Raw genomic sequence first — 23,867 nt, 5'->3', positions numbered from 1 at the left:
TTTATATTTTCCTCCTTGCTTACAAAAAAATCTCTAATTATTCTCAACCTCAAAAAATACCGTCTAGACTTAATGGTAGACATACTCGTTTCAATGCAAAGTTTAGTGTCTTGTTGAAGCGAATATCGATAGTTTCTCGGTCTTATTTGAATGAGTTAAACAATATCGACTTTGTACTACGGTAAGTTTTTACTCATCTGCAAATTTTTTCCCTTATGGAGGCAGTTATGAGTATTTTTCAGCATTATCAATCACGATACGATGAAGCTAAAGAAGAGAACTTTAGTATTCAAGAATTTTTAGCTATTTGTCAAAAAGACAAACTTGCTTACGCCACCGCTTCTGAGCGCTTATTAAAGGCTATTGGCGATCCTGAAATGATAGACACCTCAAATGAACCTACCTTAAGCCGTATATTTTCTAATCGGGTAATTGCTCGCTATCCAGCCTTTAAGGACTTTTATGGCATGGAAGACGCTATAGAGCAGATTGTTGCCTACCTTAAACATGCTTCGCAAGGGTTGGAAGAACAGAAACAAATTCTCTATTTATTAGGGCCTGTGGGGGGAGGCAAATCATCATTAGCTGAAAAATTAAAAGCATTAATGCAGCAAGAGCCTATCTATGTGCTCAGTGCTAATGGCATAAGAAGCCCAGTAAATGACCACCCTTTTTGTTTATTCGACGCAAATGCAGATGGCAAGATATTAAAGAAAGAATATAAAATACCAGAACGTTATTTAAAGACCATTATGTCGCCATGGGTGGCTAAAAGGCTGCATGAATATCAAGGTGATATTGCAAAATTTGAGGTCGTTAAGTTATATCCTTCAATTCTTGATCAAATAGCCATTGCAAAAACAGAACCTGGTGACGATAACAATCAGGATATTTCAGCCCTTGTTGGTAAAGTTGATATTCGACAATTAGAGCACTTTTCACAAAATGATCCTGATGCCTACAGTTATTCAGGCGCATTGTGTCGAGCGAATCAAGGCATGATGGAATTTGTCGAAATGTTCAAAGCCCCCATTAAAGTATTGCATCCGTTGTTAACAGCAACACAAGAAGGTAATTATAATCCAACAGAAGGCTTATCAGCCCTGCCCTTTAACGGCATTTTGCTTGCGCACTCTAATGAGTCAGAATGGCAAACCTTTAGAAATAACAAAAACAACGAAGCCTTTTTAGACCGCGTTTATATGGTCAAAGTCCCTTACTGCATGCGGGTTTCTGAAGAAGTAAAAATTTATAAAAAATTACTCGAAAACAGTGAATTAAAAAATGCACATTGTGCGCCAGATACGTTAGAAACCTTAGCGCAGTTTTCTGTACTATCACGTTTAAAAGATCCCGAGAACTCTAGTATTTATTCTAAAATGCGCGTTTATGACGGCGAAAGCTTAAAAGACACCGACCCAAAAGCTAAGTCGTATCAAGAATACCGTGATTATGCGGGTATGGATGAAGGTATGTCTGGGCTATCAACACGTTTTGCTTTTAAAATATTATCACGCGTTTTTAACTTTGATCATTTAGAAGTTGCTGCAAATCCAGTACATTTATTTTATGTACTCGAGCAACAAATTGAACGAGATCAATTACCCCAAGAAACAGCCGAGCGGTATTTAGAATTCATTAAAGGTTACTTGTCATCTCAATACATAGAATTTATTGGCAAGGAAATTCAAACGGCTTATCTAGAGTCTTATTCTGAATATGGACAAAACATCTTTGATCGCTATGTCACTTATGCTGATTTTTGGATACAAGACCAAGAGTATCGCGATGCTGAAACTGGACAGCTTTTTGACCGAGAAGCCTTAAATAATGAATTAGAAAAAGTTGAAAAACCTGCTGGCATTAGTAACCCTAAAGATTTTCGTAATGAAATTGTCAATTTTGTATTACGTGCTAAAGCGAATAACAACGGTAAGAACCCCAACTGGGCAAGTTACGAAAAACTCCGCACGGTTATTGAGAAAAAAATGTTCTCGAATACTGAAGATTTATTACCCGTTATTTCCTTTAACACCAAAACATCGAATGACGACCAGCAAAAACATGACGATTTTATAGAACGCATGATGAGTAAAGGTTATACAAAAAAACAAGTGCGGTTACTGTCAGAGTGGTATTTACGCGTAAGAAAGTCTTCTTAACTTGTACTTTATTGTTTTAAAAAGCCAATAAAGTAGGAGGAAAATATGGCGAATTTTATTGATAGACGCTTAAATAGCAAAAACAAAAGCACGGTTAATCGCCAGCGCTTTATTAAACGCTATAAAAGCCAAATAAAGAAATCCGTTGAACAAGCGATTAATAAACGCAGTGTTACTGATGTTGATCGTGGTGAGGACATTACCATCACCAAAAAAGATTTATCTGAACCTGTTTTTCATCAGGGCAAAGGGGGGGTTAAAGATAGAGTTCACCCGGGTAATGACCAATTTTCAACTGGCGATCAAATCAAACGCCCTCCTCAGCAGCAAGGACAAGGTAGCGGTAAAGGTGATGCCAGTAACACTGGTGAGGGAGATGATGATTTTATTTTTTCTATTTCTAAAGATGAATATTTGAACTTACTTTTTGAAGATCTTGAATTGCCAAATTTAGAAAAGAACCAATTGGATACGTTAATTGATTATAAGACTGTTCGCTCTGGTTATTGTGCTGAAGGCGTCCCCTCAAATATAGATATTGTAAAATCGCTACAGGGATCAATAGCAAGACGTATTGCCATGACATCAACCAAGCGTAAAGAGTTGAAAGTCCTTGAACTTGCCTTAGCAGCATTAATGGCTGATAAACATGATCATGTCCAAAAAATTAAAGACCTAAACAATCAGATCGACATGCTTAAAGGTAAAATCAGTAAAGTCCCTTTTATTGACACCTTTGATTTACGTTTTAGAAACTATACAAAACAAGCCCTACCTACATCAAAGGCGGTGATGTTCTGTTTAATGGATGTTTCAGGCTCTATGGACCAAGCCACTAAAGATATTGCCAAACGATTTTATCTCTTATTGTATTTGTTTCTCACCCGCACCTATAAAACGATTGATGTGGTCTATATTCGACACCACACACAAGCAAAAGAGGTTGATGAAGAAGAGTTTTTTTATTCGCAAGAAACTGGCGGCACTATTGCTTCAAGTGCATTAGATTTAATGATTAAAATAATGGATGAGCGTTATAAGGAAAGCGAATGGAATATTTACGCCGCGCAGGCCTCTGATGGTGATAACTGGGCCGATGACTCTCCTCGTTGTCAAAAATTACTCACTGAACATATTTTACCTAAAGCACGCTACTTTAGTTACATTGAAATATCACAACGACCTCATCAAACACTTTGGCAGCAATATCAAGAAATTGCAGCCTATACAGAACATTTTGCAATTCAACATATTAAAAGCGTTGAAGATATTTATCCTGTTTTTAGAGAGCTTTTCAAGAAAAAACAGAGTAAAGCAGCCTAAGTTAATAATGGCAAAGGAGGCAAATAATGGACAAACGTAAACCCTTAAGTGACCAATGTGACTGGAATTTTGACTTACTTGATCAATATCAAACTGAAATTGCACGGGTTGCAAAGCATTATCGATTGGCTACTTACACCAACCAAATTGAAGTGATCACCGCAGAGCAAATGATGGATGCATACGCTAGTGTTGGGATGCCTATTGGATATAACCATTGGACATTTGGTAAAAAATTTATTCAAACAGAGCAAAACTATAAACGTGGTCAAATGGGCTTAGCCTACGAAATTGTTATCAATTCTGACCCTTGTATTTCATATTTAATGGAAGAGAATTCTATGACCATGCAAGCACTCGTTATGGCACATGCTTGTTACGGACATAATTCTTTTTTTAAAGGTAATTATTTATTCCAAACTTGGACTGATGCGAGCTCAATCATTGACTACTTATTGTTTGCTAAAAACTACATTAGCGAATGTGAACAAAAATTTGGCATTAGTGAGGTTGAATCATGCTTAGATGCTTGTCATGCATTAATGAATCACGGTGTTGACCGCTATAAACGTCCACAAAAGATATCATTAGAGGAAGAGTTGCAACGTCAAAAGGACCGTGAAGCATATTTACAATCGCAGGTGAATACATTGTGGCGAACATTACCCAAAAACAAAGATGATGCTAAGGATAAGAAACCAACATTCCCAAATGAACCGCAAGAAAATATTTTATATTTCATTGAAAAATATGCGCCGTTACTAAAACCATGGCAAAGAGAAATTGTACGCATTGTTCGAAAAATCTCGCAATACTTTTATCCACAAAAACAAACACAAGTCATGAACGAGGGCTGGGCCTGCTTTTGGCATTACACACTGTTAAACCATTTATATGATGAAGGCTTAGTCACCGATAAGTTCATGATGGAATTTTTACATAACCATACCAATGTTGTCGCTCAACCCAATTACAACAGTCCTCATTATTCGGGTATTAATCCTTATGCGTTAGGCTTTAATATGTTTATAGATATTAGAAGAATATGTGAACACCCAACAGAAGAAGATAAACGATGGTTTCCAGAAATAGCCAACAGTAATTGGTTAGATACTTTACATTTTGCCATGGAAAATTTCAAAGATGAAAGCTTCATTAGTCAGTATTTATCACCAAAACTAATGCGCGATTTCAAGTTGTTTTATTTACACGATGATGAAAAAGAAAATTTTATTGACGTGGCGGCTATTCACAATGAAAGTGGCTACAAAAAAGTAAGAAGCGCGTTATCTGAACAGTATAATTTGAGTAATCTAGAGGTTAATATTCAAGTAACAAATGCTGATGTTGATGGTGACCGATCGCTAACATTGAAATATACACCACACCAAAATGTTCCGCTAGACGATTCAAAAGATGAAGTGATGAAACATTTATATACCTTATGGCAATTTAACGTGCGGTTAGTACAGAACAATGAAGAGGGGGATGAAGAAGTTATTGCACAATATCCAGAATGAGAGAGCAATGAAGATAATTAAAGGCAAGTTAACCCTTGCCTTTAATTACTATAGATAATTTATTCTGATAACTCTTTTAATACGTCATCTTTAAGTTCTAGCCAAAGTTTCCCTGACTCGATACCATATTTACGTACGGCAAATATCGATTCATCAAATTTATTTTCGCTGGCTAGTTCAATTAATTTTTTATAATAGTCACGAGAAATTTCACGACCTTTAGGATGCGCAAAATATAAAGTCCCTAAACGAGAGTACAAGCCTCTAAAACCATTTAAAATCAGTAGATATATAGAGTTTCCAGAAGCGACCACTAACTCTTTATTTAATCGGTAATCAAATTCAGCAAAGGCTTCACCGTTATCTTCAACGTCTTCATAAGCTTTAATGAGCTCAATAGCCTTTTCAGGATTGTTTTTAATCGCGCCACGAATGTAAATGGCACTGATATTTGTCCGAGCTGACATTAAATTGTCAACCAGATCAGGTATGCCTTCTTGATCAAGTTGAGCCAATGTTTCAAGAATATTTAAACTAGAGGTTTCCCAAAAGTTATTCACTTTGGTGGGTTTACCGTGCTTAATAGTCAACCAGCCATCTCGTGCTAAGCGCTGTAAAACTTCACGTAATGTTGTACGCGTAACGCCAATGAGTTCAGATAACTCTCGTTCAGCCGGAAGTATAGAACCGGGGGGGAAACCACCGTTCCAAATAGACTCAACAATATATTGCTCTGCAAACCCTGCTGGGCTATGTGCTTTGATAACCATACTGCTCCACACAATATCTTAATCTTAAAATTTTAACTGATTGTACCAGAACATCTATTTGGCACAAGCGGATAAATTCGACGTTACTGTTAACTTCGATCACTTATGTGGCTTTTTAGTGGCAACCTCACGCTATGTTTTGTGAAAGACAACAGAGCTAAACCTTATTTATTATCGGCTGTAGAGAGATAAGCCTATAATTTAGGAATAATAAATAGTTTCATTTGTAGATAAAGTCAGTAAGTCAAAATGCAATTTACTATTTAATTTTTAATTCAATACTGAACTAGTGTCTAAAAACTATTAATATTTAAAGCTAATGCCAGATAAGAAGCGATGAATTAAGTCACGAAAACACCCCCTAGTGAAATTTTTCGCTTATTACAGTACTTATTATGCATAAACATCGACTAACTCAATAATTTTGCAATATCAACATGCTATATTCCGCGAAGTTGTACGACAAATCTATAATTAGCATACTCATTGTGAATTTATAGCTCAATCGATGGTGTTTAACGCAGGGCTAGAGAGTGTATTTGTAAAGGCAATATTTAATTTAATACTGCAGAGTCGAAGCATTTCAAGCAAAACGGTAATTCAATAAATATCACTGCTGCTAAGTTATTGAATAATATAAAGGGCCCATGCCTGATATTCTCAGAAGAAAAGGGCACGATTACGCAATATAAAGATAGATTATTTACAAGCTTTTCAATGGCACTTAAACTACTATGCATTTTTTACTAATATAATAAAAAAAAGTTCCACTCAAGGCGAGGCACAAATCGCCATATTCTTAAAACAAACAGGCCAATTATGCAACAATCCTTTATGAGTGCATTTTATAAAAACTTTCTTGGCAACTCGCCAGAGTGGTACAAGCTGGCAATTATTTCATTCTTAGTGATTAACCCTATCCTCTTTTTCTATGTTGACCCCTATGTTGCAGGTTGGGCATTAGTCATAGAGTTTATATTCACTTTAGCAATGGCATTAAAATGTTACCCGCTGCAACCCGGCGGTTTATTAGCGATTGAAGCTATTGCCATAGGTATGACTTCACCGGCTCATGTAAAACATGAATTAATGATTAACTTCGAAGTAATTCTGCTGCTGATTTTTATGGTTGCTGGAATATATTTTATGAAGAGTTTGTTGCTCTTTTTGTTCACGAAAATAGTTACTAAGATCCGTTCAAAAATAGTGGTGTCATTATTATTTTGTTTTTCAGGGGCATTTTTATCAGCCTTTTTAGATGCACTAACCGTCATTGCGGTAATTATCAGCGTTGGCCTAGGTTTTTATTCTGTCTATCATAAAGCTGCGTCTATAGGTGAAGACCATCCCCATGACAATCCCGATGATGATGACATAAAAAGCGATTTACAAAGCTTTAGAGGGTATTTACGTAATCTATTAATGCACGCGGGTGTTGGTACAGCTTTAGGTGGTGTCTGTACTATCGTGGGCGAACCACAAAATTTGATTATTGGTCAGCAAGCCGGTTGGGATTTCATTGAATTCACCCTTCGGATGTCGCCCGTTACTATTCCTGTATTTGTTTCCGGTTTAATCACATGTGCTTTATTAGAGAAGTTCAAATGGTTTGGTTATGGTTTTGCCCTGCCAGAAAATGTTTATCAAATATTACGTGACTTCGACATTGAAGAAAGTAAAAAACGCAATAAAAGTGATAATGTAAAATTAGTCGTGCAAGGGTTAATTGCCGTTTGGTTGATTGTTGGTTTAGCATTACATTTAGCGCCCGTTGGCTTAATTGGTTTATCCGTTATTATACTTGCAACCGTTTTTACCGGTGTAACTGAAGAACATCAAATTGGCCATGCCTTTGAAGAAGCATTACCTTTTACCGCGCTATTAGCGGTGTTTTTGTCCATCGTTGCCGTTATTGTTGACCAACAATTATTTACGCCGGTCATCACTTGGGTATTAACTTTTGAAGGTAACATGCAATTAGTCATGTTTTATTTAGCTAATGGCCTATTATCTATGGTCAGTGACAACGTATTTGTTGGCACGGTATACATTACTGAAATTGAAAAAGCACTTTCTTCAGGGATAATAAACCGTGACCAATTTGATTTACTTGCGGTTGCTATTAACACAGGCACTAACTTGCCAAGTGTTGCTACGCCAAATGGTCAAGCTGCGTTTTTATTCCTATTAACTTCAGCGCTTGCTCCCTTAGTTAGATTGTCATATGGCCGTATGGTTATTATGGCTTTCCCTTATACTATCGTATTGACCATTGTTGGTTTACTTGCTATTTCTTCAGGTCATTTGGAGCAATCGACACAAGATTTTTATGACTCGGGGTTAATTCAGCATCACACGGCTAAAGGTGGGGCTTCTTCTTCACAAGAGCACTAAAGTTAACATCTAGTAGTTTTACTGTTAACTTTTATCAATAAAGCGCCCTTTTGGCGCTTTATTGATGCTAATGATGAAAATCATTTTGTACCAAACAAAAATAAGTACTAGCAACTATCACGCTAATGTCACGATCACATCAATTTGAGTGTCAATATGTGACCAAGCCTATAGTTAACTAGATGACAATCTAAAATAACAACATTGAACATGATTAAGGAAAAATTTTGAAATTTTTAAGTGATTTATCGGTAAACACTCGCGCTTGGCAATTACTTAGCCTAACCGTTTTTGCATTAGAATTATCAGCTCTTTATTTTCAATACGTAATGGGATTAGCTCCTTGCATTATGTGTATTTACCAAAGAACAGCATTATGGGGAATATTCTTTGCTGGCATAGTTGGTAGCATGGGCAATAAAAATATTGTCTTACGCTCAGTCGCATTTACACTCTGGGGTGTTGGCGCTATATGGGGGTTATTGATTGCCATTGAGCACGTTGAAATTCAATCAGCTACATTATCATTTCTCTATAGTTGTGAGTTTGTACCTAACTTTCCAAGCTGGGCCCCCTTACACGAATGGTTACCTTCTTTGTTTGAAGCGACGGGAGATTGTGGTGATATTAATTGGCAATTCTTCGGCTATACGATGCCACAAATGATGATTGTTGTTTTTGGTGGTTTTACTGCTGTGCTAGTGGTTATTCTATTAGCTCAACTGATCAATAAAAAATCCCTATGATCATTTAAAATGTCGATTTAATCGCTGCTTTAATGAAGGGTCACAGAACAGAATAGTCAGTTTATAAGGCCTTTACTGGCCTAAAATAACCTAACTACTCTCATTATATTAAACAATAGCCTCACAATGGGGCCATTGCTGCTTAAGTGATAAAATCATGTCTGTATTACTCACTGTTATCGTATCAACATTTCTTGCCGGTTTGGCTATGCCACTAGGTGCTGCCCTTGCCTACTTCGAAAAAATTGGCAATGACTGGCTTGAACAAGAGCTCAGACATAGTGTTATGGCTTTTGGTGGCGGAGCGCTGTTGTCAGCAGTTGCCTTAGTTTTAGTACCTGAAGGTATAGAGAGCCTTGATATATTACCCGCATGCATTGGGTTTATTGCTGGTGGGCTTAGCTTTATGGCACTAGATATTTATCTTAAAAAAATAGATACACCTGCTAGTCAACTAGCCGCAATGCTTGCTGATTTCATTCCAGAATCAATCGCACTTGGCGCAGCATTCGCAACAGGAAGTAGTAGTGCATATTTGCTAGCTGGTTTAATTGCCTTACAAAACTTACCTGAAGGGTTTAGCGCTTATCGTGAGTTAAGCGCTTCTTCAACTTATAAACCCCAAAAAATTATCATGGTATTTGCTTTAATGGCAATACTTGGGCCTATCGCAGCAGTTTCTGGCTATTTATGGCTATCTGAGTCCCCCAAAATTATCGGCGCGGTTATGCTTTTCGCTTCTGGCGGAATTCTTTATTCAATATTTCAAGATTTGGCACCACAAGTAAAATTAGAAAATCATTGGGCTCCACCAATGGGCGCTGTGTTAGGCTTTACTCTGGGCATGTTGGGGCTAATGTTAACAGCAACATAAATCATAATGGCGTTATAATAGAATAATAATTTGCCATTACATTTATGCTAGGTAATGAAGATAAAGGGGCTAAACTTTAGCCCCTTATTTTTGTTATAACAAAAATAAATAGCAAACCATTGCTATTAAACAAGACAAGATAAAACTTAATATTGCCCCTTCTTTCACCATATCTTTAATTTCAAGTTCACCGGTACCATAAGCAATTGCATTAGGCGCAGTAGCAACAGGCAGCATAAAAGCGCAACTCGCGCTCATAGCAGCGGGCACCATTAATACCATGGGATCGTAACCAGCAGAGGTGGCAACTACAGCCAAAATAGGCATAAGCAAAGTTGCTGTCGCGGTGTTACTGGTAATTTCTGTGAGGTAAGTAACCACTAAACAAATTGTCAGTATCATCAAAATTACCGGTAAATTAGCCAACGAAGACAGCCAATCGCCTAGTATCTGGCTTAAACCTGATTCAACAAAACCTTTAGCAATGGCAATACCGCCAGCAAATAACAACAACATCCCCCAGGGTATTGATTTAGCCGTGTCCCAATCAAGCAGGCGCGAGCCTTTACCATTAGGGATTAAAAACATTAACACCACGGCGAATAAAGCGACGGTACTGTCACCCGCAATTTGAACATTTAATAGGTCACTCCAACCACCAAAGGGCTCTGAGCGAGTGATCCATGCGAGTGCCGTAAGGCCAAAAACCCAAAGCGTTCTTTTTTCTTCACTTCGCCATTCGCCTTGCGCGGGTAACTTTATTTCATGGTCGAGTTTTACATTTCTTGTTAACCAGAATGCCATAATAGGTAAAGCGATTAACACTATCGGAACGCCTATTTTCATCCATGATAAAAATCCAAATTCTCGGCCCGTATTTTCTTCATATATGCCCATAAAAATAACATTGGGTGGCGTACCAATCGGGGTACCAATACCGCCAACCGACGCAGCATAGGCAATACCTAAAATTAAAGCGACTTTAAGTTCTTTGTTATCTATATGAGTAAGTATAGCTAATGCAATCGGCAGCATAATTAACGTCGTTGCGGTATTTGAAATCCACATACTTAATAACGCAGACGCTAACATAAAACCAAAGACTAATCGCCGCCCACTTGAAACGCCGACTAACTTAACCATATAAACAGCAAGTCTATGGTGTGCTCCACTTTTCTCTATCGCTTTAGAGAGCATAAATGCCCCCATTAACAATAAAATAACGTGACTACCTAATGATGAAGCTACTGTTTTATGATCAACAACCCCCAGTAGTGGCAGCAAAGCAAAAGGGACTAAAGATGTAGCAGGAATGGGTATAGCTTCACTAACCCACCAAATAACGGTGAGTAATGTTATTGCCGCGGCTGTTGCGGGCTTTTCTGCTAAGCCTAGCCAAAGTAGCAAAAAGTAAAAACCAAAGGCTAGCGCGGGTGCTAAGACAATAAAACTTTGTTTAGTTAGCTTCATTTAACTCTCTATTTTTATTATTTTTAAGAGGACGATAAGATTATTTTATAAGTATTCGGCTAATGCTTGTCGAGCATGTTGCCAATGAGTATTCGCCTTTAACTCACTGAGCCCACTCGTAGACGTTTTCAATAAACGTAATAAGCGCTGATTACTTTTTTCATCAATAGTGATATTGGCATGGTCAATGACATCTATACAACTATCTCGGTTATTACACAGTAATAGCATGTCGCAACCTGCTTGTTGAGCAGCTTCAGCACGTTCAACATAACCACCAACACATGCAGCACCTTCCATCGATAAATCATCACTGAAAATAACGCCACTAAAACCAAGTTGCTTACGCAAAATATCTTTGAGCCAGTAAGGAGAAAAACCGACAGCTTCGCGGTCAACGTCAGGGAAAATAACGTGGGCAGGCATTAATGCATCAACCTTATTGCTATTAATTAACGTTTTAAAAGGTAACATATCAACAGCGAATATTTCATCACGTGAACGAGAGTCAATAGGTAAAGCAAGGTGAGAATCAGCTTCAACACTGCCATGACCAGGAAAATGCTTACCCGTAGCTTTCATACCAACCAAATGTAAGCCATCGACAAAAGCACTAGCGAGTTGACAAACAATTTCTGGATTTTTATGAAAAGCTCTATCGCCAATAACAGCACTAATATCGTTAATATCAAGAATAGGTGCAAAACTGATATCAATACCGACGGCTTGAACTTCTAATGCCATTAATATTGCACTTTGTTTAGCCAGTTCTTGCGCCACACTAATACTTTCTTCGGCAAAGTGCCAAATTTTACCCATTGCCGGAATAAGAGAGAAGCCATCACGAAATCGCTGAACTCGACCACCTTCATGGTCAACGGCAATAATCAATGGCTTTTTAGCGGCACGGCGGATATCAGCAGTTAATTCAGCAATTTGTTCAGGGGATTCATAATTACGAGTAAATAAAATTAACCCGCCAACAAGAGGATGTTGCAGAAGCTCTTTGTCTTCTGCCGTTAAAGATGTGCCAAGCACATCTAGCATAATAGGACCCATATACACACTTTGAAGATGATAAGTTTTTGATGTTGCTACTTTACCTAAATCAATAGTAATTACAAAGGCTGATATTGATATATAACGGTGATACCTGAAAATTATCGCTGACAGATTGAAGTATCACGAATATATCATGTCAAAATGATAAAAGAGTCAGATTAAAGTAAAGGAGCAGCAACACCTGCGGCGACATAAGGGATAACTTGTTTAATCACGCCGGCAATGTCCATATTACGATCAAAATCACTTTTAGCGATATCAATTAAAGCATCACTCGAAGACATGGTGAAAACCACTGTGCCCATAGTAAAGTGCAAACGCCAAAACATTTCTTCAGCAGTAAGCTCTGGATAAGCTTTTTGCACCGCTTTAACAAAGTTATTAATAACGCCTGGGTATTGTGTCGTTAAGAACCAGCGTAAAAAGCCTTGGCTATCACTATAACCTCGTCCTAATAATTGTAAAAAATTACTGGTACCATTTTCTTTAAATTCATTTAATGATAACAAGGGTTCAATAAAAGCTGAAAACACTTCAAGTAAGGTTAAATCATCTTGTTCGCATATATTCACTAGCGATAATTCTAAACGGGGTGAAAGCTCGTTCATATAACGAGACATTACTGATTTTATTAACTCTTTTTTAGAGCCAAAATGGTAATTTACCGCGGCTAGATTAACTTCTGCTTGGCTAGTGATTTCTCTTAACGATGTACCATTAAAACCTTGCGTCGCGAATAATTTTTCTGCTGCATCTAAAATTTTGTTTTTTGTACTCATGTGCCAACGGTACCTCTTACCTGCGCCCTAAATGAAAATATTCATCATTAATTAAGCCTAGTTTAAACAAGCGTTTGAAATAACGCAACAATGAATATACAGGTCAATCTATTTCCATTTAAATTCAATGAGATAACTTTAATTTTGGTGTGACTCCTTCTCTATTAACCTATTCACAGCCAGATGAATATCGCGGCGTTCACAATGCAGAGCAAACGTTAGTATATTCGCAACAGCCGCAATGTAGATCTTTACGTTTTATTGAAGCGAATGTTGAAGCAAACAATGTACTAGAGATGGCGGTCAGTTCAGCCCATGAATAAAAGTTAAACCCTAGCATTAAATTCTACCTTTATAAGCCTAATTTAACTTTAGTCACATTCGCTAGGTTAAGTTTACACACTGAAAGTAAAGCGCATCATATGGTGATAAAAAAGCATTAAACGTAAAAGCGTTTGGTGCTTTTTTATCGAAAAAACTAAAACGTTTAGATACTTTGATAATCCCCTATTTGCTTATCTGATTTAATCTACATAGGTGATCTTTAATCCCAACTTTTATTTAGCGTTGACCGCGTAGACATTTGCCCGTTAGTTATCTAGTAAGATAATGAGTCAAATCTACTTAATCACAGAGTATTGTAAAAGTTTGATCAGTTTTTGCGGTCAAAGCTTTAAGCGGACTAGACAATTTTATATACTGGCGACTCATTATCTATTAATAATAAAAATATAAGACTTTTATGATAAAACTATTCAAACAAACAAGCGTAGCCTTGTGTGTATTGGCCTCACTTACTGCATGTAATGGTGAAAATGCTACACAAACTCAACAAGCACAAACGCAAGTAGCTCCAGCATTAACGGCAAAAGATGCGAATGTATTTCTTAACGCTACCGAAAAAGAATTAATCGCTCTGGGTATTGAGGGGAGCCGCGCCGAATGGATTTATTCAAATTTTATTACCGATGATACCGCTGCCCTATCAGCGGCAGCAAACCAAAAATCGACAGAAGCTGGCGTTCGTTTCGCTATGGCAGCAGCTAAATTTGACGATGTCGATGTTACAGAGACTCAACGTAGAAAATTAAATACCTTAAAGCAAAGCTTAGTTATGCCTGCGCCACAAGATTCTGAAAAGTCAGCTGAACTGGCAAAAATTGGCTCTGAACTTGGCGGCATGTACGGTAAAGGAACATACACGACCCAAGCTGGAAAAACATTAAGTTTGGGTGAAATGACTTCGACGATGGCAACATCACGTGATTACGACGAATTGCTAGAAATGTGGCAAGGCTGGCGAACAATTAGTCCAGAGATGAAACCTTTATTTGTTCGTCAATCTGAATTAGGCAATGAGGGTGCACAAGGGCTAGGCTACAAAGACTTAGGCGCCATGTGGCGTTCAAACTACGATATGCCTGCTGACGATTTCGCTAAAGAGCTTGACCGTTTATGGGGACAAGTAAAGCCCTTGTACGATGACCTTCATTGCTATGTTCGCAGTGAACTAGGCAAAACCTATGGAGAAGACAAGGTAGCACAAGACCAACCTATTCCCGCTCATTTGTTGGGTAATATGTGGGCACAATCATGGGGAAATATCTATGAGTTAGTGGCTCCTGAGAATGCAGATCCAGGTTATGATGTTACCGAGCAGTTAGCTACAAATAACTATGACGAAATTAAAATGGTTGCAGGGGCTGAAACCTTTTTTACATCTTTAGGTTTTGAAGCATTACCCGAAACATTCTGGACGCGATCCTTATTTACTAAACCAGCAGACCGCGATGTTGTTTGTCATGCTTCCGCTTGGGATCTTGATGCAAAAGATGATATTCGCATTAAAATGTGTATTCAAAAAACCGGCGAAGAGTTCAACGTTATTCACCACGAACTTGGTCATAATTTCTATCAGCGCGCTTACCAAGATCAACCCGTTTATTTTCAAAATAGTGCCAACGATGGTTTTCATGAAGCGATTGGTGACACCATTGCACTTTCAGTAACACCTAAATACTTGAAAGAAATTGGCTTAATCGACACTATCCCTGACGAATCAAAAGATATTGGTTTATTAATGAAAATGGCGTTAGAGAAAATAGCCTTTATTCCCTTTGGCTTAATGGTTGATCAATGGCGTTGGAAAGTCTATTCAGGAGAAATTACACCAGAGAATTACAATACAGCTTGGTGGGAGTTACGTCAAAAGTATCAAGGCATTGCTGCACCCGTAGCTCGTGAAGTTGATGCATTTGACCCCGGTGCGAAATACCATGTGCCTGGTGGCGTACCTTACAGTCGATATTTCTTAGCGCATATTCAACAGTTTGAGTTTCATAAAGCGCTTTGTGAAATATCAGGTAATACCGATGCCATTCATCGCTGTTCAATTTACAACTCTAAGGCTGCCGGTAAAGCACTTAATACCATGTTAGAAATGGGCTCTAGTCAGCCTTGGCAAGAAGCTTATAAAGTGTTGACTGGCAGTAAGCAAATGGACGCAACCGCAGTACTCGATTACTTTGCTCCTTTACAAGTCTGGTTAAAAGAGAAGAACAAAGGCAAGCAATGTGGTTTCTAAGCTTTTAATGCCTTTATAATTTTTTTATGACAAAGCCTGATAATTGACTTATCAGGCTTTTTTATTGGGAAAGATGAGAACTAAAATGATTACTTAAAGTATTGGATGACTTCATAGGTAACATTTAACAACGTCGCTTGCTTAATTTTAATTTCAGCGCCTTTAAAATTAAATAGGATATGCGCACCTTGTTTATTTTCTATAGAAAAATCTTGGCTAAAAGTCGCTTTAGCCATGTTTGCTGAGTATTCAGCATAGTTAAAGTTAATTTTACCGTTTGATAATCCTTTATAAGAGAGTGTTTTTCTGAAATAGCCTTTCTCAGGGGTCTTACTGTTATCACTAAAAATATTATAAGGGATATTTAAAGCAACACTTTCATCGCCAGCAAAAGTTCCCAATTCAAAATAACCATCTTTGTTTTCATCAAATAAACAAAATTTAACCAAACCATCGTCATATTCAGCGTCATTAAAACAAGCGGCATTGCCCCCTGAGCGACTCATGCCTAATAAGGTGGTTTTTCCTTTGCTTAATCCTGGGTGTTCATCGTAAATAAATTTAATATGAGTAAGTAAACTAACAGACTGCGTTTTTTTTTCTAAGTAGCTACCTGACACTTTAGTTAATAAGTTATCACCTATGTCTACTGTAAATTCATCGGCTAACTCAGGGCTGTTTTTTTTAGCATTAACCACTATCGCGTCACTAGACAAGTTCTGATAAACAGGTAAAGAAGAACAAGCACTCACTATTACACTACCAGCAACCCAACAAACAACAGGTAAAAAACGCCTCTTTATTCTATTCATCCATAACCCTTTATCCAAAAATAATAATATGATGGGTAAGGTAGCTTAAACCTAAACTTTACGTCAACCAATCTGTACAAGTAATTGCCTTAGATATATTTTATCAACACAGAAAGTAATATTTCAACCGACAGGTCTAAACTTAATAAAGGGAAGGTTTAATTGTATTAACAAAAACTAAAAAAAGCGCTAATAATGAATAGCATTGAACATTTTATCTGGAGTTGAGTTATCACAAAGAAATAACCGCACTAGTGTACGGTTATTTAACAAGTTATCGCTTACTTTTAAGTATTGGTTAATACTTTTATTATTGCCCTTCGGGTCTTAAATAAGCCAAATCATCTTCATCGTCAGCATGAAAGTCATAGCCACCGTCAAAGTCGCCATTGAGCTCATTAGCAACAGTGATAGGCAGTTCTAATATCTCCTGAATATATATAGAGAGATTTTCCTGTTGATCAATAATGCCCTTAAGTTCAGTGAACGTTAATAACTTTATATCTTGCAGGTAACCTTTAGTTAAAACTGATAATTGTTCAGTAAAACTGGCAATACAAGTATCGACTTTAGTCAGTAAGGCCTGTTTATCTGTTTTGGTCAGGTAAGTATTCAACTGCTCGTACAAACTTGTAGTAAAAACTTTTTTATCACTATCAATAAGTAATAAGGCAATGGCGGTGTTTAGAAATTTTTGTAATTCAAACAACAATACCTCTTCATCATCGTCAACAAGTAAACTGGTTGCACAATAATCTGTGGCAATGCTTTTATAAACTTGTAATAACTTGGCACTTTTATACCCTTCATTAACTAACGCTGTATGCATTACTCTGATATCAGTTGTATCATTGATGGCTAAAGCGTAACGGCGAATAGATATTTCTTCGAAGTATGAAGGGGATATTGTTTTTAATTGAGCATACTTTGCCCAGCCTGCCCGAAAGCAATAAACAACACCTTGGCTTTTTAAAATTTCTTTTGCCTTATCTGTGTCGTTATCACAAAGGTCTAACAAACCTAAATTGCTCATTCCTAGAACAATTTCACAGCCTTTTTTAATTTGATCAGCATAAATTATTGATAGATTATCAGACGCTATTCTCAAAGACATATCAGATAACTGTTGCTTGGTTTTATGCATAAATTCAGGCGTAAAAAAACCTTCACTTTCGCCGTCTCTTAATACTAAAAGTAAAAACGGATAATTTCTTAACTCTGCAATGTTCATTGATGAATTCCAATCAATTAAAGCGGTTATTATAAGCTAAATAAATACAGCGGCAGTTTAGCGTTAAAGAGGCGCAAACATATCGTCGGTATCCATTTCTACAGCAGTCACTCTTTGTTTATTTGCATTTTGCTTTAATGCATTCTCTATATTATCGAGTGTGCCATTGGTACTAACCGTCATTACTTCACGATAAGCTTCTTCGCTTAAGGATTTTATTTTCATTAATAATTCTTCAATACTACCAGAGGTTTGCTCTTCATCTTCTTCAATTTCTGAAAAATCATGGCCAATGAAGGGTAAAGACAAGTATAAAAGACCAAAGTCGTCTTCAACTATCGCCGTTAATACTTCTCGTTGTTTTTCTTCATCATCAGAAGAAAGAAATATTTGCGTTAACAAACTATGCGCTTCTGTTTGTGCACAAAAGACGTGGTCTTCATCAATATTTTGCCAATAGGATGGTTCAACATTTAAGAGTTGTTTTATTGACTCAGCATCCATTAACCATGTGGCAATAGAGGGAATGGTGGCATCGTGCTCTCTGACAATTTTTGCAACCGTTAAAATATCCATCTCGGTTAACACGGCAAGCATTTTTTCGTCACCGTGCTCAGAGGCAATCGCCTCTAATGAAGTGCCTGCACGTCTACCACTGTGTTGTGCTTGTTCTATAATATCGCTAGCTAGAATTAATGCATTTTTTGTCAAGTTGATTCCTTAAAACTTATATTTATTTGTCAATTATTTCGGATATTTAATGGTGAGTTAAACTTAATTACACTCTTATTGATTAAGCTTAGTAGTTCTCATCATAATCATTAGATTCATCGTCATCATCGACTTGAGCGTAATCATCTTCTTCGGCTTTTAACGGCGTTGCATCATAACCATTATAAAAATGAATCAGCAAAACAGCTTTTTTCAAGTCGTCTTCAGCATGCGCCATTATTTCAGTAATACATGCTCGAGCATCAGCATGAACGCCAACAAAAGGCTTAACGTCAGCCCACTCTGGTTCATCGTTAAGCTCGATTGTCGATAAATTTTTACTATCGATTCTTACCTTAGTTGAGATAGCCATCGCCAACTGATCAACCATGCCATTAAATAATAAAGGCATTTGCTTTAATTGTTCAAACAAGTTTGATAAATAATTTGATAATAGATCAGGATTTTCTGGATCTGATAATGAATTCATATTCTCTAAATACATAGAGAAATCATCCGTTAAATATTCGGGTAAATTAGTTTGGGATTGCATACAAATCTCCTAGTAAAAAGGCTAATTCTGCGCTTGATTAAAAGCACTTTGCCAAAAAGAATCAGCAATTTCTCGCGGATCGGTTATTACCGTATAGTTACTTTTTAAATATAATGACCGTTTTTTTGGATCAGAAATAACATCGTATGCTTTTTGAATAAGTTGAAACTTTTCTTTGGCTTCAACATTATCATTTCTATCTGGGTGATATTTATTGGCAAGTTTTCGATAAGCTTTTTTAATCTCGATGGTGGTTGACACCCTACTCACGCCTAACTGTTCAAAATAATCCATAAAACTTCAACTACCTTTAGCAAGACAACATAAAAATGACTGTTGACACAATTGGCGCAATTTTACCTTCGCTATTACATAATTAACATCATTATGTTTGCTTATTTTTCGTTTATATTAAGGTATAGAGGTAATCGGTTAAAACTAAACGCAAATAATGTTGTTAGGGCTAACTTAGGCAACAGATAGAAACCGTTGCCGACTTTACATTTTTATTATCTCTGGTCTCAGAACAGCTAATTTAACCAATATTTTATTTTGGGACTGATAAGAGATATCAACATCTTCCATCGCCTCTATTAACAACTCCACCACACGATTAAAATCAGCTTCATTGATATTCATACCGGTATGAATATCAATCATGCTATCGCCATTATACTTACAGGGACCATTAACCACACCACATAAGTGGTTGATAAAACCCTGCTTGAAATGTCTGACGCTCGATTTGGCAAAATAAGGCAGTATTACTTTATCCTTGACAATTCTTTTTACAAAAGCATCAACAAGTAGTTCTATCCCTTGATGACCACCAATATCTTGATAAAGCTCATCACTTGGTACTAAATTTTTACTACTACAGCCAAGGCAAAGTTGCAGGACTAGGACAATAAAAAAACTGTGAACATATTTAATCATTAATAAGATCCCGACAAAGATAAATACCAACCCTTTTGATCGGCTAATGCAGCTATAGTGCCTAAATTAAGATAGGCGAGAGTAACGTTGAAATGTTTGTTTGGAAACCAAGCAACAAAAACATCTTGCCAGTCGTCTTCTCCAAGACCTAAATTATCAGGTTTATGCCGATATTCAGTGCCAACAGCCAAGTGTTTATTTATTAATACAGCTACTGACATTTCAGTTTGTAATGCACCATTACCTTTTGGGCCACTAAAACCGAGTAACCCCATTTCATTTGCTTTTGTGTAACGAGCAGTGGCATTCCATAACACGTTATAACCGGCCAACAAACCTAAATGAAGTTTGCTCGCTGCTAAATAAATATCGGTACCTGTGTCATCTTTCGCACCTAATGAAAAAGCTACATCGGCAGTTGTTAGTGATTTGTGCTGTATACCTACTGATAATTGTGGCCAAGTGCTATAAACCAAGTCACCGTACAAACGAACTTTCAGACCTAAAATATCTTGAGATAAGGTTAATGATAATGGGTCGACCTGAAAATTTTGCTTAGCAAATGAAAACTCTACACGGTCATAAAAATTAATTTGGCCACCGCAGCTATTTAATTGAAAGTCTTTCACGTTAGCCTGCGAACAAAAGGCAGAAAAGGCTATTTCATCTTCCGTTGCATAACCCGCTAATTGCGCCCAAGGCACTAGACCTCCGCCTCCTGAGCCCTCGACTTGAGAAACACCAGGGGTTGCTAATATTTTACCATTAGCAAAGCTCATCATAGGTAAAAGGAGTAATATAAGGCTAAAGAGGCGATTCATAAGTTTTATACCATTCTATAAATTTTTCAGCGCTAACAGGTCTTGATAAATAGTAACCTTGTGCATAGTCACACTGAAAATCATTTAATAACATTAAGCTTTCTTTGTTTTCAACACCTTCAGCGACCACACTCAGCCCAAGTTTATGACCAAGAGAAATAGTTGACGCAACAATATCTTGATCTTTCTGGCATTGCTCTAACTTTAAAATGAAGGTTTTATCAATTTTCAATTCATCGACAGGTAAACTTTTTAACTTAGCTAATGAAGATTGACCAATACCATAATCGTCGACTGAAATCAGAAAACCTAGTGATTTAAGGTGAGATAAACGCGCTACGACTACTGCTTCGTTTTCAGCAATATCTCTCTCTGTTAATTCCAAGGTGATTTGCGATGTTAACACCTCATGATTATTTACTGTGTTAAGTAAATAATCAACAAACTGTTCATTTTGAATGTCTTGTGCGGATAAGTTAATGGCGACCTTAAAATGGTAACCCATCTTATTCCATTGTTCAGTTTGTTGAATAACTTGTAGAATGACCCATCGTGTTAAGGATACAATCAAACCGGCCTTTTCAGCTAAATCAATAAACAATTCTGGATTTACAAAGTTGCCTTCTTTATTTATCCAACGAATTAACGCTTCAAGTTTATCAATTTTACCGGTATTCATATTTAATTTTGGCTGATAATTCATGAAAAGTGGACTTACTTCACACTCAAGCGCCTCTTTTAACTCTTCTATTAAACGCAACTTATAAAGGTAAGCCTCGTCTTCTCCATCTTTATAAAATCTCAATAAGACCTGTTCTTGATAAGCCGAAGCAACTGCCATGGTTGATCGCCTGATCAATCGCTCCGCATCAACACCATGCTCAATAGAGTTGGCGACGCCAAAATAAAGTGATAAATTAATTTTAATGTCATCAAGCCAAAAAGGACGATTAAGTTCACTCTGCAGTAACTCGATAAAATGTTTTATTTCATCGGTTTTCTTTATAGGAACAGCCAACAAGAATTCGTCTGAATTAGTGCGTGCAGCAATAATATCGTGCGCTGAGTTATGATTTGATTTTTCAATATAGACTAAAATACGGGCAGCAATTTCTTTTAAAATATTATCACCATTAGTCAATCCTATGGTGTCATTAAGTGCTTTAAAGGCTTTAATATTAAAAGTAATCACCACTAAATGAATATCTTTATTAAAGTAGTCCGCTACTTTCGTTAATGTTTTATGGCGATTATATAAGCCAGTTAATATATCGCGCTCTGCCTGATAAATAATTGACTGCTCACGACTCTCAATAGCCGCGCCCATCACTGAAAACCCTTGATAAAGTTCGCTAAATTCAACCGGCAAACGGTTGGCCAATTTAGGCACATTTAATTCACCGCGGCTAATTTTTTGTGTGACTTCCATTAAAATATGTAACGGCGTAGACAAGCCTCGTGATAACAGGCGAGATAAGGTGATAGCAATAACGATGACAATCACCGCAATTATCAACATAGAGAGAATCAGACGATTGAAATCACTTTGAATTTTTGTCAAAGGCGCAGACAAGGTTGCTTTTATATCTTTAGAACCAGCAAAACTGATGGTTTTGTGGAAGTAATCTGCTCGTGTTAGCAGTAAGTTCGGCGACTGTTGTTTAGTGCCTTGTAACAATTTTTTTATAATGTCTTTACGTTCAATACTTGACTCAATCAGTTGATTGTTTTGCACTAAGGTTAAATCTAAAGCAATGAGGTCTTTCAGCTTTAATAGTGCAACATGGTCAAATTCAAAGCCAATCACGGTATAAGCAATAACTCTTGGCGCCTTAACCGGGACAACAATAACTTGATAAACTTTATTTTCGATACTCAGAATTTGAGCATGAACCTCCCTAAAAGGAAGCTTAGTTATATTTGCTTCAATTGTTTTTGCATCGAATGAGTGTAATGAACTGGTCGTCGATAACTTACCTTCTAAGTCTAGAATCAACATCAAATCAGCATTAATACGTTTACCGTGATTGAGTAGAACACCCTCCACAGTATTTTTGTCGCGAGTCGCTACCGCTTGTTTAAAACCAAAATCGGCGGCTAAAACACTGGCGCTAGTCGTTAACACTCGCTCTTGCGACCTTAATGTTTGGTCGAGTACGTTTTGAGCAAAATACATTTGGCGTTCGATTTGCTTTTCGGCATAATCAGCAAACCTAAACCAATTACTGCCCGTTAAAATAATCACGGTTAATAAAATTAAACTGGTTAATAGCCAAGTAATCTGTGCTTTAAAACTAAACCTAGTGTTCATAAAAAGCTAACTCTTCAAAACTGCCTCTTGCTTGAGGTGCATTTACGCTTATGGTGATAAAAATTTCATTGTTATCAATCATCTTTTGATCAACGGTTAACAGGGTATGTTTTGTTAAACCAACCGTGCTATTGGGATGCCAAATTTTTAACTGGGTATTTAACGCTAATGGTTGTGTTAACAAGACTTCTCCGTTGGCATCACTTAAGTAGGTATTATTTTCATCGGAAACATAAATATAGCCGACCATAGCATCATGGATATTGCAGCCCATAACGACAAGACCTTTATCTTCGAAACGAACCGGGCTTTTAGGTTTACCTGAATACAATTTTAATTCAAATGTTTTAGCTAGCGAAAAAGAATAAACATGATGTCTAATATCATCTTTATTGGGAAAGCTAACCTGACTATTAACCGGCACAACTAAAACATGAGGGGAAAATTGTTTGTTTATTTGATCCATCACATAGATACGATCATCGATTGATTTATTTATAACGGGTTGAGGTATGCCATATTCAATCACAGCATTGGGCAGAGGATCGTTATTTTGATCAACAATTTTTATAAGTGTTTGGCTAAAAGCAGTTTCAAGGAAGACTACTGAACAGAAAGATATAACCATAAACAATCGAAACGTAAACATTATTATGATGACCTTAAATGATTTTTTTTCGTGTTTAAATCATACCTGTACATATGACAAGAGTCTAATTTTATTAAGGTAATAAGTTACCCCACCCCTCCTGTTAACGTTGTGATAACTTATACTTAACGATAGTGGTACTGTTAAAAGACTTAGCGC

At 37.0% G+C, this 23,867-nt stretch carries 21 protein-coding genes; 8 read left to right on the top strand and 13 right to left on the bottom strand.

Features of this window, described 5'->3' with window-relative positions; all coding sequences use genetic code 11:
• Positions 1 to 227 precede the first annotated feature (227 nt).
• The 3 genes from A3Q34_RS17190 to A3Q34_RS17180 are packed head-to-tail and all read left to right on the top strand — an operon-like array spanning position 228 to position 5,005.
• Positions 228 to 2,162, top strand: coding sequence for a PrkA family serine protein kinase (locus tag A3Q34_RS17190; protein ID WP_070376457.1), 1,935 nt, complete (start codon positions 228 to 230; stop codon positions 2,160 to 2,162).
• Positions 2,163 to 2,207: 45 nt separating this feature from the next.
• Complete coding sequence (locus A3Q34_RS17185; protein WP_070376456.1) at positions 2,208 to 3,485, top strand: YeaH/YhbH family protein; 1,278 nt, start codon at positions 2,208 to 2,210, stop codon at positions 3,483 to 3,485.
• Positions 3,486 to 3,511: 26 nt separating this feature from the next.
• Positions 3,512 to 5,005 (top strand): SpoVR family protein, encoded by a 1,494-nt coding sequence (locus A3Q34_RS17180; protein ID WP_070376455.1) that lies wholly within the window; start codon positions 3,512 to 3,514, stop codon positions 5,003 to 5,005.
• 59 nt (positions 5,006 to 5,064) lie between these two features.
• Here the strand turns inward: A3Q34_RS17180 and fadR are convergent, their stop codons facing one another.
• A complete protein-coding gene (fadR, locus tag A3Q34_RS17175) occupies positions 5,065 to 5,775 on the bottom strand; it encodes a fatty acid metabolism transcriptional regulator FadR (RefSeq protein WP_070376454.1) in 711 nt (236 codons plus the stop codon).
• A gap of 819 nt (positions 5,776 to 6,594) precedes the next feature.
• Here fadR and nhaB point away from each other — a divergent pair.
• The 3 genes from nhaB (at position 6,595) to A3Q34_RS17160 (ending at position 9,789) form a co-directional block, all read left to right on the top strand.
• Entirely contained in the window at positions 6,595 to 8,169 is a 1,575-nt protein-coding gene (gene nhaB / locus A3Q34_RS17170; protein WP_070376453.1) for a sodium/proton antiporter NhaB, read from the top strand.
• A gap of 227 nt (positions 8,170 to 8,396) precedes the next feature.
• A complete protein-coding gene (gene dsbB / locus A3Q34_RS17165) occupies positions 8,397 to 8,915 on the top strand; it encodes a disulfide bond formation protein DsbB (RefSeq protein ID WP_070376452.1) in 519 nt (172 codons plus the stop codon).
• Positions 8,916 to 9,072: 157 nt separating this feature from the next.
• A complete protein-coding gene (locus tag A3Q34_RS17160) occupies positions 9,073 to 9,789 on the top strand; it encodes a ZIP family metal transporter (protein WP_070376451.1) in 717 nt (238 codons plus the stop codon).
• 93 nt (positions 9,790 to 9,882) lie between these two features.
• Here A3Q34_RS17160 and A3Q34_RS17155 read toward each other — a convergent pair whose 3' ends face one another.
• The 3 genes from A3Q34_RS17155 to A3Q34_RS17145 form a co-directional block, all read right to left on the bottom strand.
• Positions 9,883 to 11,259, bottom strand: a complete 1,377-nt coding sequence (locus tag A3Q34_RS17155; protein ID WP_070376450.1) for an SLC13 family permease — start codon at positions 11,257 to 11,259, stop codon at positions 9,883 to 9,885.
• Between the two features lie 45 nt (positions 11,260 to 11,304).
• Complete coding sequence (nagZ, locus tag A3Q34_RS17150; protein WP_070376449.1) at positions 11,305 to 12,318, bottom strand: beta-N-acetylhexosaminidase; 1,014 nt, start codon at positions 12,316 to 12,318, stop codon at positions 11,305 to 11,307.
• 161 nt (positions 12,319 to 12,479) lie between these two features.
• Positions 12,480 to 13,100, bottom strand: a complete 621-nt coding sequence (locus A3Q34_RS17145) for a TetR/AcrR family transcriptional regulator (RefSeq protein ID WP_070376448.1) — start codon at positions 13,098 to 13,100, stop codon at positions 12,480 to 12,482.
• Between the two features lie 149 nt (positions 13,101 to 13,249).
• Between A3Q34_RS17145 and A3Q34_RS20595 the strand changes: the two genes are divergently transcribed.
• Positions 13,250 to 13,423, top strand: coding sequence for a hypothetical protein (locus A3Q34_RS20595; protein ID WP_157471024.1), 174 nt, complete (start codon positions 13,250 to 13,252; stop codon positions 13,421 to 13,423).
• A 419-nt stretch (positions 13,424 to 13,842) separates the two neighbouring features.
• Positions 13,843 to 15,684 (top strand): M2 family metallopeptidase, encoded by a 1,842-nt coding sequence (locus A3Q34_RS17140; protein ID WP_070376447.1) that lies wholly within the window; start codon positions 13,843 to 13,845, stop codon positions 15,682 to 15,684.
• Between the two features lie 89 nt (positions 15,685 to 15,773).
• On the opposite strand, the gene A3Q34_RS17135 is transcribed toward A3Q34_RS17140, so the two are convergent.
• From A3Q34_RS17135 to A3Q34_RS17095, 9 genes are all read right to left on the bottom strand, one after another.
• A complete protein-coding gene (locus A3Q34_RS17135) occupies positions 15,774 to 16,496 on the bottom strand; it encodes a hypothetical protein (RefSeq protein WP_070376446.1) in 723 nt (240 codons plus the stop codon).
• Between the two features lie 310 nt (positions 16,497 to 16,806).
• Positions 16,807 to 17,727 (bottom strand): hypothetical protein, encoded by a 921-nt coding sequence (locus A3Q34_RS17130; RefSeq protein WP_070376445.1) that lies wholly within the window; start codon positions 17,725 to 17,727, stop codon positions 16,807 to 16,809.
• A gap of 63 nt (positions 17,728 to 17,790) precedes the next feature.
• Positions 17,791 to 18,438 carry a hypothetical protein gene (locus A3Q34_RS17125; RefSeq protein WP_070376444.1) on the bottom strand — a complete coding sequence of 216 codons (648 nt, stop codon included), beginning with the start codon at positions 18,436 to 18,438 and terminating at the stop codon, positions 17,791 to 17,793.
• Positions 18,439 to 18,526: 88 nt separating this feature from the next.
• Positions 18,527 to 18,991 carry a hypothetical protein gene (locus A3Q34_RS17120; protein WP_070376443.1) on the bottom strand — a complete coding sequence of 155 codons (465 nt, stop codon included), beginning with the start codon at positions 18,989 to 18,991 and terminating at the stop codon, positions 18,527 to 18,529.
• Positions 18,992 to 19,012: 21 nt separating this feature from the next.
• Complete coding sequence (locus A3Q34_RS17115; protein ID WP_070376442.1) at positions 19,013 to 19,285, bottom strand: DnaJ domain-containing protein; 273 nt, start codon at positions 19,283 to 19,285, stop codon at positions 19,013 to 19,015.
• Positions 19,286 to 19,489: 204 nt separating this feature from the next.
• Positions 19,490 to 19,927 (bottom strand): group I truncated hemoglobin, encoded by a 438-nt coding sequence (locus tag A3Q34_RS17110; RefSeq protein WP_157471022.1) that lies wholly within the window; start codon positions 19,925 to 19,927, stop codon positions 19,490 to 19,492.
• Positions 19,927 to 20,748: a DUF3034 family protein gene (locus A3Q34_RS17105; protein ID WP_197517611.1), complete on the bottom strand. Its 822-nt coding sequence runs from the start codon at positions 20,746 to 20,748 to the stop codon at positions 19,927 to 19,929. Before A3Q34_RS17105 ends, A3Q34_RS17110 begins: the two co-directional genes overlap by 1 nt.
• The gene (locus A3Q34_RS17100; protein ID WP_070376440.1) at positions 20,732 to 23,059 is read right to left on the bottom strand and encodes a bifunctional diguanylate cyclase/phosphodiesterase; all 2,328 of its coding nucleotides are present in this window, start codon (positions 23,057 to 23,059) and stop codon (positions 20,732 to 20,734) included. The genes A3Q34_RS17105 and A3Q34_RS17100 overlap by 17 nt, the downstream gene beginning before the upstream one ends.
• On the bottom strand, positions 23,049 to 23,708 hold the full coding sequence (locus A3Q34_RS17095; RefSeq protein WP_070376439.1) for a methylamine utilization protein: 660 nt from the start codon (positions 23,706 to 23,708) through the stop codon (positions 23,049 to 23,051). The genes A3Q34_RS17100 and A3Q34_RS17095 overlap by 11 nt, the downstream gene beginning before the upstream one ends.
• Positions 23,709 to 23,867: the final 159 nt, after the last annotated feature.

It is taken from the genome of Colwellia sp. PAMC 20917, assembly GCF_001767295.1.
Classification (GTDB): Bacteria; Pseudomonadota; Gammaproteobacteria; order Enterobacterales; family Alteromonadaceae; genus Colwellia_A.
This window is presented reverse-complemented; position numbering and strand designations above follow the sequence as displayed.